Origin of the sequence: Patulibacter americanus DSM 16676, assembly GCF_000420025.1 — a bacterium.
In the GTDB taxonomy this organism is placed as follows: domain Bacteria; phylum Actinomycetota; class Thermoleophilia; order Solirubrobacterales; family Solirubrobacteraceae; genus Patulibacter; species Patulibacter americanus.
Genome location: NZ_ATUD01000015.1, coordinates 1 through 13,046 on the forward strand (window position 1 = coordinate 1; position 13,046 = coordinate 13,046).

Here is a 13,046-nt window from a genome sequence, read left to right on the forward strand (position 1 = left end):
GAGTTCTTCGCGATGATCGCCGTGATCGTCGGCATCCTGGTGAGCGCCGCGCTCATCAAGGGCGGCGACACCGAGGGCACGGACGAGTTCGTCGCCCGCCAGGCCTGGCTCTACGTGTCCATCGTCGCCGGCGCGTACTTCATCAGCCGCGGCCTGGCCAAGTCCGGCAGCCGCGAGCCGTACTTCGATGGCGGCTCCAACAGCGAGCGCGGCGACCGCTAGCACCCGAGGGCCCGCCTCGGGCGGGCCCACCAGGGCGCCCCGCGCACCTGCGCGCGGGCCTCGGCCCGCGCGCCGCCTGCCGGTCCGGCCGGCGAGCGCCCCCGGGCCTCAACCCCGCGGCGCGTACATGATCAGGCCGACCCCGGCCAGGCAGACCGCCGCGCCGGCGAGATCCCACCGGTCGGGACGGAAGCCGTCGACGACCACGCCCCAGGCGAGCGAGCCGGCCACGAAGACCCCGCCGTACGCGGCGAGGATGCGGCCGAATTCCGCGTCGGGTTGCAGCGTCGCCACGAGCCCGTAGAGCCCGAGCGCCACCACGCCGCCGCCGACCCACAGCAGCCCGCGGTGCTCGCGCAGGCCCTGCCAGACGAGCCACGCCCCGCCGATCTCGAACAGTGCCGCGACGACGAAGAGGGCGATGGAGCGGCCGGTCACCCGGCCGATCGTAGACGGCCCGGGACCGCGCGCCGGGGCGGTCAGGCCGCCGGCGTCTCGGCGGTCGCCACGAGCGTCGCCCGGCCCAGCGTGTGAGCGAGCATCGTGAAGCCGAGCACGGCGGGGGTCGCGTCGGCCGCGACGCCGATGTCGTCGACGTCGAGCGCGTGGACGGCGACGACGTACCGGTGCTCGCCGTGGCCGGCCGGCGGGGCGGCACCGACGAACCGCGCCAGGCGCAGGTCGTTCGGGAGCTGCACCGCCGACGGGGGCAGCGCCGCGCCGCTCTCGTCCCCCGCGCCCTCGGGCAGCGAGGTGGTCGTCGCCGGCAGGTTCGCGACGGCCCAGTGCCAGAGGCCGGAGCCGGTCGGCGCGTCGGGATCGATGACGGTGACGGCGTAGCCGCGGGTGCCGGCCGGCGCGCCACTCCAAGAGAGCTGGGGCGAGGCGTCCTGGCCGCCGGGCACGCCGGAGAGGCCGGAGTGCTGGGCCAGCGGGAGGCGCTCGCCGTCGCGGACCGACGTGCTCGTGACGGTGAAGCTCGGCACCTCCGGGTGACGGGCGTAGGGGTTGTTCTTGTGCTGCTGGGTCGTGGTCATGATCGATCACCATACAGATAATCGATTATCTGTACTAGACTGCGTTCCATGGCCGATCCGACCGACCCCGGGAAGCGCTCGCCGTCCGAGCGCGTCTACGTCGCGTTGCGCGACGCCGTCATCCACGGCGACGTCGCGCCCGGCGAGCCGCTGCGCCCCCAGGAGCTCGCGACGGGTCACGCGGTGAGCCTCGCGGCAGTCCGCGAGGCGCTGCTGCGCCTCGTCGGGGAAGGCCTGGCGGAGCGTCACCGCAACCGCGGGTTCGCGGTGCCGACCGTCGACGCCGGCCACTGGCGGCGCGTGGCCGAGGCGCGGGCAGTCGTCGAGCCGGCCATGCTCCGGCTCGCGATCGAGCGCGGCGACCTGGAGTGGGAGGTCCGCGTGCGGGCCGCGTACCACCGGCTCGCCGGAACTCCGCCGGCGACCGACGAGGAGGACCGGGATGCAGCGGACGCATGGTCCGAGGCGCACCGCACGTTCCACCGGACCCTGCTCGACGCGTGCGAGAACGACGTCCTGCTTGCGACCTTCGACCGGCTCTGGGTCGCGAGCGAGTTGGCCCGCCGGTGGTTCATCAGCCGGCTTCCGGGCGACGATCGGGCGGGCGAGCACCTCGCCCTCGAGCGCGCCGCCCTGGCGCGCGACACCGACGCCGCGGCCGACCTGCTCGTCGCGCACGTCGGGCAGACGGTCGACCAGCTCGCACGAACCCGCCACGCCTGACCCGGCCCGCCCGCGACCCACACCTCACGGTGCCCGACCGGCCACCGCCCGCCCCGCTTCGCATCACCGCGACCCCACCCGACCCCACCGAAGGACGAAGACATGCCCTCCTCCCCCACCCGCGTCGTCCTGCTGACCGGCGCGACCGACGGCCTCGGCCGCGCGCTGGCGGACCACCTCGCCGACCGGCCCGGCACGCTGTTGATCCTCCACGGCCGCGACGCCTCCAAGCTCGAAGCCGTGCGCCGGACCCTCGAGGGTTCCCGCGCGGAGATCGCCACGGTCGTGGCCGACCTGGGGGACCTCGACCGCGTCCGGGACCTCGCGCGGCAGGTCGCGGGACTCACGGACCGGCTCGACGTGCTCGTCAACAACGCCGGCACCGCGCCCCCGGACCGCCGGCTGACCGTCGACGGCCACGAGCTGACCTTCGCGGTCAACTACCTCGCGCCCTTCGTGCTGACCCGCGAGCTCCTGCCCCTCCTGACCGCGGCGGCCCCGGCTCGGGTCGTCCACGTGGCGTCGCTCTCGACCTCGCCGGTCGACTTCGACGACCTCACCATGGAGGGCGGCTACGACCAGGGCCGCGCCTACGGCCGGTCCAAGCGCGCCCTGGTGGCCGACGGGTTCACCCTCGCAGGGGAGCTTCCCGCCGACCGGGTGACGATCAACAGCCTCCACCCGGGCAGCCTCATGCCGACGAAGATGGTCCGCGAGAGCGGCGGACGGACCGTCGACACGCTCGAGACCGGGGTGGAGTCGACCCTGCGGCTGGCCGACGACCCGGCGCTCGACGGGGTCACGGGGCGGTTCTACGACCGCCAGGAGCTGGCCTCCGCCCCGGAGGCGGCGGACCCGGAGTTCCGTCGGCGGCTGCTCGCGGTGACGCGGGAGCTCGTCGGCACGGAGTGACAGGGGCAGGAGCGGAGCTGCGCCCTACCCGTGCGCCGGCTGCGAGGCGCGCCACGCGCTCGGGCTCACCCCGCACTCGCGCTTGAACGTGGCGCTGAGCGCGAACGCGCTCGAGAACCCCACGCGCTGCGCCGCGGTCTCCAGCGTCACGGCGGGGTCGCGCAGCAGCTCGGCGACGTGCTCGAGCCGCTGGTGGCGCAGGTAGCTCATCGGCGGCTGGCCGACGAGCGCGGCGAAGCGCTTGGCGAGCGCCGCGCGAGAGACGTGCAGCCGGGCGGCGAGCGAGGCGACGGTCCAGGGGTGGGCGAGGTCCTCGTGCATCAGCCGCAGCGCCGGGCCCACGACCGGGTCGCTGTGGGCCGCGTACCACGCGGGGACCTCCGCGCCGGGGCGCGTCAGCCACGCCCGCAGGGCGGTGATCAGCATGAGCTCGAGCGTGCGGTCCAGGAGCACCTGATGGCCGGGCCGAGGATGCGCGAGCATCTCCAGCGCGCCCGGACTGATCGGGCAATCCTCCTCGACGTCGTCGACCACGGCGAGCGGCGGGAGGCTCGCCAGGAGCCGGGCGGGCGCCCCCGTGTCGACCGTGTAGCGACCGGTCAGCAGGACGGAGGCGTCGGGCTCGTCCTCGTCGGCCGGCCGGGCTCCGACAGCGCCGGCGCCCGCCGGGAACTCGGGTGCCGCGCAGCGGGCGTCGCGGCGGAGGTCCGAGCCGGGTGGACTGCCCGGATCGCCTGTCACCACGTACGGTGCGCCGCCGGCGAGCACCGCGACCTGGTCCGGAGCGACCCGCGCCGGCGCTCCCTCGTCGGGCAGGATCCACACCGGCCCTCGGAGGGGCACCACGAGGGCCAGCGGCGAACCGTCGTCGCACCGCATGGACCACGGTCCCCGCAGCACGGACCGGTCGAAGGCCGCCCCCGTCGCCCGCACGCCGTCCAGCAGGTCCGCGAGCAGGTCGGAGCGGTCGGGGGAGACGAGCGCCACGGGGCGAGCGTAGACGATCGAGCATGCGGCCGAGGGCGCACGGCATGGCCATCTCGCCTCGTCGCTGGTTGGGTGGAGGCATGAGCACGACGCAGACGGTTCTGGTCCTGGGCGGCACGGGGAAGACGGGGCGGCGGGTGGCCGCCGGCCTGGAGGAACGCGGCGTCACGGCTCGGGCCGCCTCGCGCTCCGGCGCCACGCGGTTCGACTGGGCCGACCGCGCGACGTGGGGCCCCGCGCTCGACGGCGCGTCGGCCGTCTACGTCGTCGCCCCGGACCTCGGCACGGGCCTGCGGCCGACGGCGGACGAGATCGATGCGCTCGTCGGTCAGGCGGCCGCGTCCGGCGTGCGGCGGGCGGTGCTGCTCTCGGTCCCCAACGGTGGGGCCGTGGACGTCGACGACGCCCGGGCGGCGGAGCACGCGGTGCTGGACGCCGACCTCGACGGCACGATCGTGCGAGCCCACTGGTTCTTCCAGAACTTCAGCGAGGACTTCTTCCGCGACCCCGTCATGCGGGGCGAGCTGCGGCTCCCGACCGCCCAGGGCCGGGACGGCTTCATCGACGCGGACGACATCGCGGACGTCGCCGTCGCCGCGCTGCTGGACGCCGACCATGCGGGACGGGTCTACGAGCTGACGGGCCCGCGGCTCATGACCTTCGGGGACACGGCCGCGGAGATCGCCCGGGCCACGGGCCGAGAGCTGCGCTACGTGCCCGTGAGCGCCGACGTGTTCGCGCAGGAGGGGCGCGACCAGGGCTGGCCGGAGGAGGGCATCGGGTCGTTCGCCGCGCTCTACGCGAAGCTCGCCCACGACGAGCTCGCCACGCTCACCGACGACGTCCGCACGGTCCTGGGCCGCCCGCCCCGCGACTTCGCGGACTACGCCCGGGAGGCCGCCGCGCAGGGGGCCTGGGCGGACTCCGTCGAGGGGTAGGCGCCGATCCATGCCGGTCCGTCGGCCCGGCGGCGTCAGTCGCCGTGGCCGAGCGCCCGCCAGTAGACCGCCGTGTGCGCCCGGTGGTTCGCCGCGGCGATCCGCTCCCGCTCGGCCAGCCGCTCGGCGGCGGGCGGGGCGGGCGGGGCGGCCAGGAGCCGGTCCAGCGCCGCGCCGACGGCTGCGGGCCGGGCGGCGTCGAACGTGGCGAGCGCCCACCCCTCGCGGTGCTGGCCCGCGATCGCGCCGACGGCCGGCGAGAGGACGGGTACGCCGAGGTCCCAGCAGAGCTCGAGCCAGCCCGAGTGGGTGCCGTGGGCGTAGGGCAGGACGGAGACGTCGAGGCCGACGAGCTCCCGGGCCAGGCCGTCGTCGTCCGGGCGCGGGCGCACGACGAGGTGCGCGCCGTGGGGCTCCAGGGCGCGCCGGAGGTCCCCGAGCGCCTCGTCGGCCGGGGTGCCCGCGCGGACGTCGTCGTTGACAAGCACCCGCAGCGCCCCGTCCCGCGCGGCGGTCTCGGCGGCCAGGCGGGCCAGCCAGGCCCCGGGACGGACGTTCGCGCGCAGACTACGCAGGTGCACGCCGACCACAGGCCCGCGGGGCGACGGGTCCTCCGCGGTCGCGTCGGGCGGGGACGACGGGCGGGAACGCGACGCCGCCGCGTCCTCCCGTGCCGCGTCCGCTCGGGCGAACCACGCGTCGGGCGCCATCTGCGGGTGCGGAACGACGGTCGCCTCGCGCCCGTACCGCCGCGCGATCTCGGCGGCGGCCTCCTCCGTCAGGGTCAGCAGCTCGGCGGCCTCGCGCATCAGCAGCTCGAGGTGCGCGCGGTGCGGCGCCTGGTCGACGAGGTGCGGGTGCTCGAGGTCGTGGACGGTGTGGACGAGCGGCCGCCCGAGCTCGCGCAGGCTGCTCAGCGCCGCGGCCAGCGCGTCCAGGGACAGGCTCTCCGTCCCGAAGTGCACGTGCAGCAGGTCGTACTCCGTGGCGTGCGCCCGCAGCCACGCGGGCGTCAGGACCTGCGGCGGCCACCACTGCGTGGGCGGGGCACCGGGGACGGGCGGGTCGGCGAGCACCACGTCGCCGGGCACGCGGACGGCCTGGACGTAGGGGTGCTGCGCCGGGACCGCGGCGATGCGGACGGGGCGATCAGGCACGGCGGGGTGCGGCGCCCTCGAGCCGGGCCGCGCGTCGGGACGGCGCGGGAGCGGGCAGGCCGGCCCGGTCGCGTAGATTCGCCGTCTCGTGACGCCCTCGAATGCAGATGCCCGACGGCGCCACTACGGCGGATTCTACGGGCTCGATCCCGTCCCGGAGGACCGCCCGCTGCTGCTGATCCACGGCAACTGCCAGGCCGAGTCGCTGCGCGTGGTCGTCGAGGCGTCGACCGACCAGGTCGTCGCGGTGCGCGTGCCGCCGGTGCACGAGCTCGAGCAGGACGACCTGCCGCACCTCGACCGCCTGCTCGCCCGCGCCGAGGTCCTGGTGAGCCAGCCCGTGCGCGACGACTACCGCGAGCTGCCGCTGGGCACCGCGCAGCTCGCGGCCCGCGCGCCGCGGGCCCGCCTCGTGCGGATCCCCGTCGTCCGCCACACCGGCCTGCACCCGTGGGCGGCCCTCGTCCGCACGCCGTGGATGGGGGACCCGCCCGCGGTGCCCTACCACGACCTGCGCACGATCCTGGCCGTCGCGCGCGGCAGCGCCCGGCCGGTCGGCCACTTCGCCCCGGAGGGCTTTCGGGCCGTCGCGCGGCTCTCCCTCGACGAGCTCGCCCGGCGCGAGCGCGAGGGCGGCACCGTCGTCGCCAGCGACCTCGTCGAGGCCGCGGGCGCGGAGGCCATGATCACCGTCAACCACCCCGGCAACGCCGTGCTCGTCCCCCTCGCGGGCCGGATCATGGCCTCCGCCGGCCTGGGCGACGCCGCGCGCGACCCGGGGCGGACCCTGCTGGCGTCCGTCCGCGCGCCGATCCGTCCCGAGGTGCTCGACGCGCTCGGGCTCGACGTCGCCCACGCCGTGCCGGAGTGGGACGTCGGCGGGCGGCAGCTCACCGAGGACGAGGTCGCCGAGACGCAGGCGGGTTGGTACGCCGACCGCGCACCGGTGGTCGAGGCGGCCCTGCGCCGCTACGCGGCCACGATCGAGGCGCTGGGCCTGTGAGCGCGTCGGGCGCACCGACCCCGAGTGGCGACCCGACCCCTGTGGCCCCGGGGCGCGCAGGCCAGACCCTCGGCGGCTCGGACAGCGGCGCGCCTCCTGTCCACCATGTCGTCCTCGGCGACGGCGCCCACGGCGTGACGGGCGTGGCCCTCGCACTGTCCGCCGGCCGGCCGCGGACCCGCGTCGCCGCGCTGCGCGACGTCGACGACGCCCGCGCCGCGCGGGCGCTCCTGCCCGCCCCGGACGCGGCCCCGCTGCTGCACCTGCACCTGACGGACAACCTGCTCGGGGCCGACCCGGTCGACGCGCTGCGTGAGCTCGCCGCCGGCCGCCGGGTCGCGATCACGCTCCACGACGTGCCGCAAGCCGCGGAGGGCGAGGCGCGGTTCCGGCGCCGGTCGGCCGTCTACGTCGAGCTGTGCGCCGCCGCCGACCTCGTCGTCGTCTCGAGCGCCCACGAGCGGGGCGGCCTGCGCGCACTCGGCGGCGACGCGGACCACGTGCTCCCGCTCGCGATCGACGCCCGGCAGGTCGCGGCGGCCCCCGGGCCGGAGCCGACCGTCGGCGTCCTCGGCTGGCTCTATCCGGGGAAGGGCCACGCCGAGCTGGCCGAGTTGCTCGCCGGCGTGGGCCGCCCGACGACCCTCGTCGCGCTCGGCGCCGTCTCAGCCGGCCACGAGGGCCTCGACGCCGAGCTCGCCGCCCGCTGCGCCGCACTCGGCGTCGGGTTCCGCTGCACGGGGTACCTCGACGACATGACCCTGCTCCAGGAGGCCGCGCGCGTGGCGGTCCCCGTCCTGCCCCACCGGCACGTGTCGGCGTCGGCGTCCCTCGGCACGTGGATGGCCGCCGGCCGCCGGCCGATCGCGGCCGCCGGTGCCTACGCGCGGGAGACGGCGGAGCGGCTGCCGGCTGCGCTCGTCGTGGCGGACGACCTCGCCGCCGCCGTCACCGCCGCGCTGGACGACCCGGCGTCGACGGTGCTCCCCGCCGACGTGGCCGTCGGCCCGACGACCGCGGAGGCCGCGGCGGCCCAGGACGCCGTCCTCGCCGCCTGGGCCGCTCCGTCGGCGGGGCGGGCGGCATGAGCGTACGCGCCACCGTCGTCGTCCCCTTCTTCGAGGACCAGCGCTGCCTGGACCTCGTGCTCGCGGCGCTCGAGCTGCAGACGCTGCCCGCGGGCGACTTCGAGGTGGTCGTGGCCGACGACGGCTCGCCGCACCCGCCCATCACCGGGGAGCGGCCCTATGCGGTCTGCACGGTCCGCCAGGACGACCTGGGCGCGCGGCCCGGCACGGCGCGCAACCTCGGCGCGCGGGCCGGCACGGGGCAGGTCCTCGTCTTCCTCGACGGCGACACCGTCCCCGAGCCCGCGTACCTCGCCGAGCTCCTCGACGCCTGCGACGGCCGCCGTCTGGCCGTCGGTCGCCGGCGCCACGCGGACCTCTCGGGGTTCGACGCGGCCGCGCTCCGCCGCTGGCTCACGACGGGGGCGCCCGCCCCGCCCGAGCTGCCCGCCCCCGAGTGGCTCGAGCACGGCTACGCGGCCTCGGACGACCTGCGCGACTCCGACCTGCGCTCGTACCGGTTCGTGATCAGCGCGGTGATGGCTTGCCCGCGGGAGCTGTTCCTGCGGGTCGGCGGGTTCGCCGAGGAGCTCAACCGCTACGGCGGCGAGGACTGGGAGCTCGCCCGGCGCTGCTGGCTCGCGGGTGCCGACTTCGTCCACGCCCGCCGCGCCGTCGCGTGGCACGACGGTCCCGACTTCGCCGGCCGCCCCGGCGACCTCGCGGCCGTGAAGAACGCGGAGACGCTGCGGATCGCGGGCCTGCTCACGGACCCGGCGCTGCGCGGCCGCGGGTTGCTCTGGCCCTACCCCCGGTTCGTCGTGCGCCTGGCGCTCCCGGCCGACGTGCCCGACGCCGTGCGCGTGGCGTGCTGCGAGGGGCTCCTGGCCGCGGGCGACGTCGGGATCTGGCTCGGCACCGACGACCCCTCCCCCGTCCCCGACCCGCGGATCCGCCCCGGCCTGCCGAGCGCCGCCGTGCTCGGACGCTGCGAGCTCGTCGTCGACCTGTTCGCGCCCGTCGCCGCCGACGCGGACACCCTCGAGACGTGGCAGCGGAGCGCCCCGGCCCGAAGCACCCAGGCCTTCGTCCGCTCCCCGCGCGACGAGGCGCGCGGCCAGGAGGCGGGTCCGCTGGACGCGCAGCCCGTGCTGCCGGAGGACCTGCAGCTCGAGCGCTGGTTCGCGCGCTGAGCCGCCCTACTCCGCGTCGCCACCCGACCCGCGCCGCACGAGCGAGAACCGCCCGACGTCGACCCCGGTGCTGCCGTGCTGCGCCAGGTCGGCCAGGGCCTGCCCCAGCAGCGGCGCGAACTTGAACCCGTGGCCGCAACCGATCGCCAGCGCCACGCCCGGGTGCCCCGGCACGGTGTCGACCAGGAACTCCCCGTCGGAGGTCAGGGCGTACAGGCAGCTCACCGTGCGCGGCGGTCCGGACGGCACCCCCGGCAGCACGTCGCGGACGGCGGCGACGACCCGGTCGAGGTTCGCCGGGTCCGGGTCGTAGGTGCGGGTGTCGGCGGTGACGTCGAACCCGCCGAGGTGCTGCGCGGCCTTCACCCCCGTCGGGCCCAGGTCCGGGAACCCGTAGAACGCCTCCGCGCCGTACCGGATCCACCCGGGCTGCACCGCGGGCGCGAACCGCTCCGGGTCCTCCTGGGGGAAGTAGACGACCTGCTCCTGCGTCACGCGCACCTCGAGGTCGAGCCCCAGGTCGGCCGCGAGCGCGGCGGTCCAGGCCCCGGCCGCGAGGACGACCCGCGCGGCGCGGTAGGTCGCGTCGTCGGTGTGGACGAGGTAGCGCTCGCCGTCCGGCGCGATGCGGCGGACGGGCGCGTGCGGCACGAGCTCCGCCCCGTGGTCGGCGGCCAGCCGCGCGAACGCCGCCACGGCCCGGTCGGCGCGGACCACGCCGGCCCGCGGCTCGAAGAGCGCCGGCACGTCGTCGGGGACCCCGAACGCCGGCCACCGCTCGCGCACCGCCCGGCCGTCGAGCCGCTCGCTCGTCTCGCCCGCGTCCGCGAGTCCCGCGGCGAGCCGGTCGGCCTCGGCCGCGGCCCCCAGGGGGAAGAACGAGACGACCCCGGACTCGACCAGCAGCTCCTCACCCGCCTCGGCCCCGACCGCCAGCCACGCGTCGTATGCCGCCCGGGCCAACGCCACGTCGGCCGGCGACTCGTGCGCCAGCCGGAACAGCCGCGAGTCGCCGTGGGACGAGCCGTGCGCGTGCCCCGGCTCGTGCTGCTCGAGCGCCACGACCGTCCCCGCGGCCTCGCTCGCCAGGCGGTACGCGGCCGCGCTGCCGAGGACGCCGAGTCCGACGACGAGGTGGTCGACGTCGCGGACCGGGCTCATGCCCACGGTGTAGCGCACCGGCCGCGGCCACCGCGTGACGCGCGGGCTCAGGGGGCACGCGGGCTCCGGGGCCACGCGGGCCGCGCGCCTCAGGCGGCCGCGGCCAGCGCTTCGGCGTGGGTGCGCCAGGACGCGTGCAGCGCGTACCCCTCGCCCGGGCGGGCGCGGGCGCTCACCTCGGCCGGCTCGCGGTGAGCGGTGCCCACCAGCCCGTCGACGGTCTGCTCGTACTCCGCCAGCCACAGCAGCGCCCGGTGGACGAGCGGGTCCGGGCAGGCGGTGCAGCCCGCGCGGACCGCCGCCAGCTCGCGGGCCGTGAAGCAGTCGGGCTGCGACGCCAGCGGCCACCACGACGCGCGGCCCCGCCGCGGCAGGAGCGCGGCGCCGCGCTGGTCGCCGATGCAGAGGGCGAAGGGCCAGACCGCCACGAGCGTCGCGCCGTGGCGCAGCACGTAGCGGGTCACGGCCGTCCGTCGTCCGGCCGGCGCGGCCTGCCGGGCGAAGCCCATCCGGGGCAGCAGGTTCCCCTCCGGGTGCGTCACGTCGCGGCCCATGTGGTGGAACTGCGCCTCGAGCAGCCGGGCCAGGGTGGTCCGCCCGCCCGGGGCGTCGCGGGCGTGGGCCAGGCAGGTGCGGGCGTCGACGGGCGGGGCGTGCATGTTCAGCGCGACTCGCGGAAGACCTCGATCTTCCGCGTGCGCTTGTCGAACTTGCGGAGCTCGAGCCGCTCGGCGGTGTTGCGCTTGTTCTTCGTCGTCATGTATGTCGTCCCGGTCCCGGCCGTCGAGACGAGCTTGACCTGGATCCGGACGTCGCCGCGTGCCATCAGATCCGCTCCCCGCGGGCCCGCATCTCCTTCACGACCCGGTCGATCCCGCGCCGGTCGATGACCTTCTGCCCGCGGGCGCTGACCGTCAGCCGGATCCAGCGGTTCTCGCTCGGCACGAAGTACCGCTTCTTCTGGATGTTGACCCTGAACCAGCGCTTCGTCTTGTGCTGGCTGTGGGGGACGGAGTTTCCGGACCGCGGGCGGGCGCCGGTGACCTGGCAGGTGAGCGACATGGGGAGGTGCTGGGTAGGGGGCGGAGCGTCCCACTATATCGGAACGAGACTCAGTCTCATTAATTGGTGCCCGTGTCGCCCGGCGTTCCGGCCGATCGAGGGCAAACGCCGCCCCCGCTGCCGCGCCGACCCGGCGGCCGGCGGGAATTCCTCGCGCGGCCCCACCTCCAGGTGCTTTGATGATGGGGACATCAGCACCAAGGAGAGCTTCATGGCCGACTACGCGGTGATCGACCCGGCGACGGGCGAGACGATCAAGACCTACCCCACCATCAGTGACGCGGATCTGGAGGCGGCCATCGGTCGCGCCCACGCCGCCCACCACGGCTGGAGCAAGGAGACGGGCGTGCAGGACCGCGCGCAGGTCATCCGCCGCGTCGGCGAGCTGCACCAGGAGCGTCGCCAGGAGCTCGCGGAGATCATCGTGCGCGAGATGGGCAAGCCGATCGAGCAGTCGCTCGGCGAGGTCGACTTCTGCGTCGCGATCTACGAGTACTACGCCGACCGCGCGGAGGACCTGCTCAAGGACGAGCCGATCGACCTGCTCGAGGGCGAGGGCTCCGCGTTCATCCGCCGCTCCTCGCTCGGCGTGCTGCTGGGCATCATGCCGTGGAACTTCCCGTACTACCAGGTGGCCCGGTTCGCCGGCCCGAACCTGCTGATCGGCAACACGATCCTGCTCAAGCACGCCCCGCAGTGCCCGGAGTCGGCCGCGGCGCTCGAGCAGATCTTCCAGGACGCCGGCCTCCCCGCCGACGCCTACATCAACATCTACGCGACGAACGAGCAGATCGAGACGGTCATCGGCGACCCGCGCGTGCAGGGCGTCTCGCTCACCGGTTCCGGCCGCGCCGGCGCCGCGGTCGCCGAGATCGCCGGGCGCAACCTGAAGAAGGTCGTCCTCGAGCTCGGCGGCTCCGACCCGTTCATCCTGCTCGGCACGGACGACCTCGACTCCGTCGTCGAGTCCGCCGTGGGCGGCCGCATCGACAACGGCGGCCAGGCCTGCAACGCCGCGAAGCGCTTCATCGTGGTCGACGAGCTCTACGAGCCGTTCCTCGAGAAGTTCACGAAGGCCCTCTCGGCCGTCCAGCCGGGCGACCCGACGAAGGAGGACACCGAGCTCGGACCGCTCTCCTCCGCCAACGCCGCGGACAACCTGGAGGACCAGGTCAAGCGCGCGACGGAGAACGGCGCGAAGCTCGTCGCCGGTGGCGGTCGCGACGGCAACTTCTTCAACACCGCCGTCCTGACCGACATCACGCCCGAGAACCCCGCCTACAAGGAGGAGTTCTTCGGCCCGGTCGCCCAGGTCTACCGCGTGAGCTCTGAGGCCGAGGCCGTCGAGCTCGCGAACGACACGGAGTTCGGTCTCGGCTCGTACATCTTCACGGACGACAGCGACCAGGCCCTGCGCGTGGCCGACCAGATCGAGGCCGGCATGGTCTTCATCAACGCCGTCGGCGCCGAGGGCGCCGAGCTGCCCTTCGGTGGCGTGAAGGGCTCGGGCTTCGGCCGCGAGCTCGGCCGCTTCGGTGCGGACGAGTTCGTGAACAAGAAGCTCATCCGCGTCGCGGGCTGACC

The 13,046-nt window shown here is 75.8% G+C and carries 15 protein-coding genes and 1 pseudogene; 8 read left to right on the forward strand and 8 right to left on the reverse strand.

All coding sequences use genetic code 11. The features are described 5' to 3' along the window. A pseudogene (locus tag F593_RS30460) lies at positions 1 to 222 on the forward strand (hypothetical protein); the annotation flags it as partial. 108 nt (positions 223 to 330) lie between these two features. On the opposite strand, the gene F593_RS0118530 reads toward F593_RS30460, so the two are convergent. Together F593_RS0118530 and F593_RS0118535 are read right to left on the reverse strand one after the other, a co-directional pair. Then, on the reverse strand, positions 331 to 660 hold the full coding sequence (locus F593_RS0118530) for a YnfA family protein (RefSeq protein WP_022930239.1): 330 nt from the start codon (positions 658 to 660) through the stop codon (positions 331 to 333). Positions 661 to 701: 41 nt separating this feature from the next. Then, entirely contained in the window at positions 702 to 1,259 is a 558-nt protein-coding gene (locus F593_RS0118535; protein ID WP_022930240.1) for a YbhB/YbcL family Raf kinase inhibitor-like protein, read from the reverse strand. Between the two features lie 48 nt (positions 1,260 to 1,307). Here F593_RS0118535 and F593_RS0118540 point away from each other — a divergent pair, with 48 nt between their 5' ends. Next, on the forward strand, positions 1,308 to 1,982 hold the full coding sequence (locus tag F593_RS0118540) for a GntR family transcriptional regulator (RefSeq protein WP_022930241.1): 675 nt from the start codon (positions 1,308 to 1,310) through the stop codon (positions 1,980 to 1,982). Between the two features lie 102 nt (positions 1,983 to 2,084). Then, complete coding sequence (locus tag F593_RS0118545) at positions 2,085 to 2,894, forward strand: SDR family NAD(P)-dependent oxidoreductase (protein ID WP_022930242.1); 810 nt, start codon at positions 2,085 to 2,087, stop codon at positions 2,892 to 2,894. 24 nt (positions 2,895 to 2,918) lie between these two features. Here F593_RS0118545 and F593_RS0118550 read toward each other — a convergent pair whose 3' ends face one another. Continuing rightward, positions 2,919 to 3,881 (reverse strand): AraC family transcriptional regulator, encoded by a 963-nt coding sequence (locus F593_RS0118550; protein WP_022930243.1) that lies wholly within the window; start codon positions 3,879 to 3,881, stop codon positions 2,919 to 2,921. 80 nt (positions 3,882 to 3,961) lie between these two features. Here F593_RS0118550 and F593_RS0118555 point away from each other — a divergent pair, with 80 nt between their 5' ends. Continuing rightward, positions 3,962 to 4,819 (forward strand): NmrA family NAD(P)-binding protein, encoded by an 858-nt coding sequence (locus tag F593_RS0118555; RefSeq protein WP_022930244.1) that lies wholly within the window; start codon positions 3,962 to 3,964, stop codon positions 4,817 to 4,819. A gap of 35 nt (positions 4,820 to 4,854) precedes the next feature. On the opposite strand, the gene F593_RS0118560 is transcribed toward F593_RS0118555, so the two are convergent. Continuing rightward, the gene (locus F593_RS0118560; RefSeq protein WP_022930245.1) at positions 4,855 to 5,976 is read right to left on the reverse strand and encodes a glycosyltransferase; all 1,122 of its coding nucleotides are present in this window, start codon (positions 5,974 to 5,976) and stop codon (positions 4,855 to 4,857) included. Positions 5,977 to 6,064: 88 nt separating this feature from the next. Here F593_RS0118560 and F593_RS0118565 point away from each other — a divergent pair, with 88 nt between their 5' ends. The 3 genes from F593_RS0118565 (at position 6,065) to F593_RS26595 (ending at position 9,239) form a co-directional block, all read left to right on the forward strand. After that, positions 6,065 to 6,979: a WcbI family polysaccharide biosynthesis putative acetyltransferase gene (locus F593_RS0118565; RefSeq protein ID WP_022930246.1), complete on the forward strand. Its 915-nt coding sequence runs from the start codon at positions 6,065 to 6,067 to the stop codon at positions 6,977 to 6,979. 143 nt (positions 6,980 to 7,122) lie between these two features. After that, positions 7,123 to 8,067 carry a glycosyltransferase family protein gene (locus tag F593_RS26590; protein ID WP_169449225.1) on the forward strand — a complete coding sequence of 315 codons (945 nt, stop codon included), beginning with the start codon at positions 7,123 to 7,125 and terminating at the stop codon, positions 8,065 to 8,067. After that, positions 8,064 to 9,239 carry a glycosyltransferase family 2 protein gene (locus tag F593_RS26595; RefSeq protein ID WP_051160590.1) on the forward strand — a complete coding sequence of 392 codons (1,176 nt, stop codon included), beginning with the start codon at positions 8,064 to 8,066 and terminating at the stop codon, positions 9,237 to 9,239. Before F593_RS26590 ends, F593_RS26595 begins: the two co-directional genes overlap by 4 nt. Positions 9,240 to 9,245: 6 nt before the next feature. Here the strand turns inward: F593_RS26595 and solA are convergent, their stop codons facing one another. The 4 genes from solA to rpmB all read right to left on the reverse strand — a co-directional run bounded on the left by solA (position 9,246) and on the right by rpmB (position 11,462). Then, positions 9,246 to 10,400 (reverse strand): N-methyl-L-tryptophan oxidase, encoded by a 1,155-nt coding sequence (gene solA, locus F593_RS0118580; protein ID WP_022930247.1) that lies wholly within the window; start codon positions 10,398 to 10,400, stop codon positions 9,246 to 9,248. 89 nt (positions 10,401 to 10,489) lie between these two features. Then, complete coding sequence (locus F593_RS0118585) at positions 10,490 to 11,059, reverse strand: hypothetical protein (protein ID WP_022930248.1); 570 nt, start codon at positions 11,057 to 11,059, stop codon at positions 10,490 to 10,492. 2 nt (positions 11,060 to 11,061) lie between these two features. Continuing rightward, on the reverse strand, positions 11,062 to 11,226 hold the full coding sequence (gene rpmG / locus F593_RS28815) for a 50S ribosomal protein L33 (protein ID WP_022930249.1): 165 nt from the start codon (positions 11,224 to 11,226) through the stop codon (positions 11,062 to 11,064). Further along, entirely contained in the window at positions 11,226 to 11,462 is a 237-nt protein-coding gene (gene rpmB, locus F593_RS0118595; protein WP_022930250.1) for a 50S ribosomal protein L28, read from the reverse strand. Before rpmB ends, rpmG begins: the two co-directional genes overlap by 1 nt. A 211-nt stretch (positions 11,463 to 11,673) precedes the next feature. Here rpmB and F593_RS0118600 point away from each other — a divergent pair, with 211 nt between their 5' ends. Then, positions 11,674 to 13,044: an NAD-dependent succinate-semialdehyde dehydrogenase gene (locus tag F593_RS0118600; protein WP_022930251.1), complete on the forward strand. Its 1,371-nt coding sequence runs from the start codon at positions 11,674 to 11,676 to the stop codon at positions 13,042 to 13,044. Positions 13,045 to 13,046 lie beyond the last annotated feature (2 nt).

What these genes read in the sequence shown, in the direction of transcription:
- rpmB (WP_022930250.1), bottom strand. Translation starts at nt 11,462, where the DNA reads ATGTCGCTCACCTGCCAGGTCACCGGCGCCCGCCCGCGGTCCGGAAAC.
- F593_RS0118555 (WP_022930244.1), top strand. Translation starts at nt 3,962, where the DNA reads ATGAGCACGACGCAGACGGTTCTGGTCCTGGGCGGCACGGGGAAGACG.
- F593_RS0118545 (WP_022930242.1), top strand. Translation starts at nt 2,085, where the DNA reads ATGCCCTCCTCCCCCACCCGCGTCGTCCTGCTGACCGGCGCGACCGAC.
- F593_RS26595 (WP_051160590.1), top strand. Translation starts at nt 8,064, where the DNA reads ATGAGCGTACGCGCCACCGTCGTCGTCCCCTTCTTCGAGGACCAGCGC.
- rpmG (WP_022930249.1), bottom strand. Translation starts at nt 11,226, where the DNA reads ATGGCACGCGGCGACGTCCGGATCCAGGTCAAGCTCGTCTCGACGGCC.
- solA (WP_022930247.1), bottom strand. Translation starts at nt 10,400, where the DNA reads ATGAGCCCGGTCCGCGACGTCGACCACCTCGTCGTCGGACTCGGCGTC.
- F593_RS0118600 (WP_022930251.1), top strand. Translation starts at nt 11,674, where the DNA reads ATGGCCGACTACGCGGTGATCGACCCGGCGACGGGCGAGACGATCAAG.
- F593_RS0118585 (WP_022930248.1), bottom strand. Translation starts at nt 11,059, where the DNA reads ATGCACGCCCCGCCCGTCGACGCCCGCACCTGCCTGGCCCACGCCCGC.
- F593_RS0118535 (WP_022930240.1), bottom strand. Translation starts at nt 1,259, where the DNA reads ATGACCACGACCCAGCAGCACAAGAACAACCCCTACGCCCGTCACCCG.
- F593_RS0118540 (WP_022930241.1), top strand. Translation starts at nt 1,308, where the DNA reads ATGGCCGATCCGACCGACCCCGGGAAGCGCTCGCCGTCCGAGCGCGTC.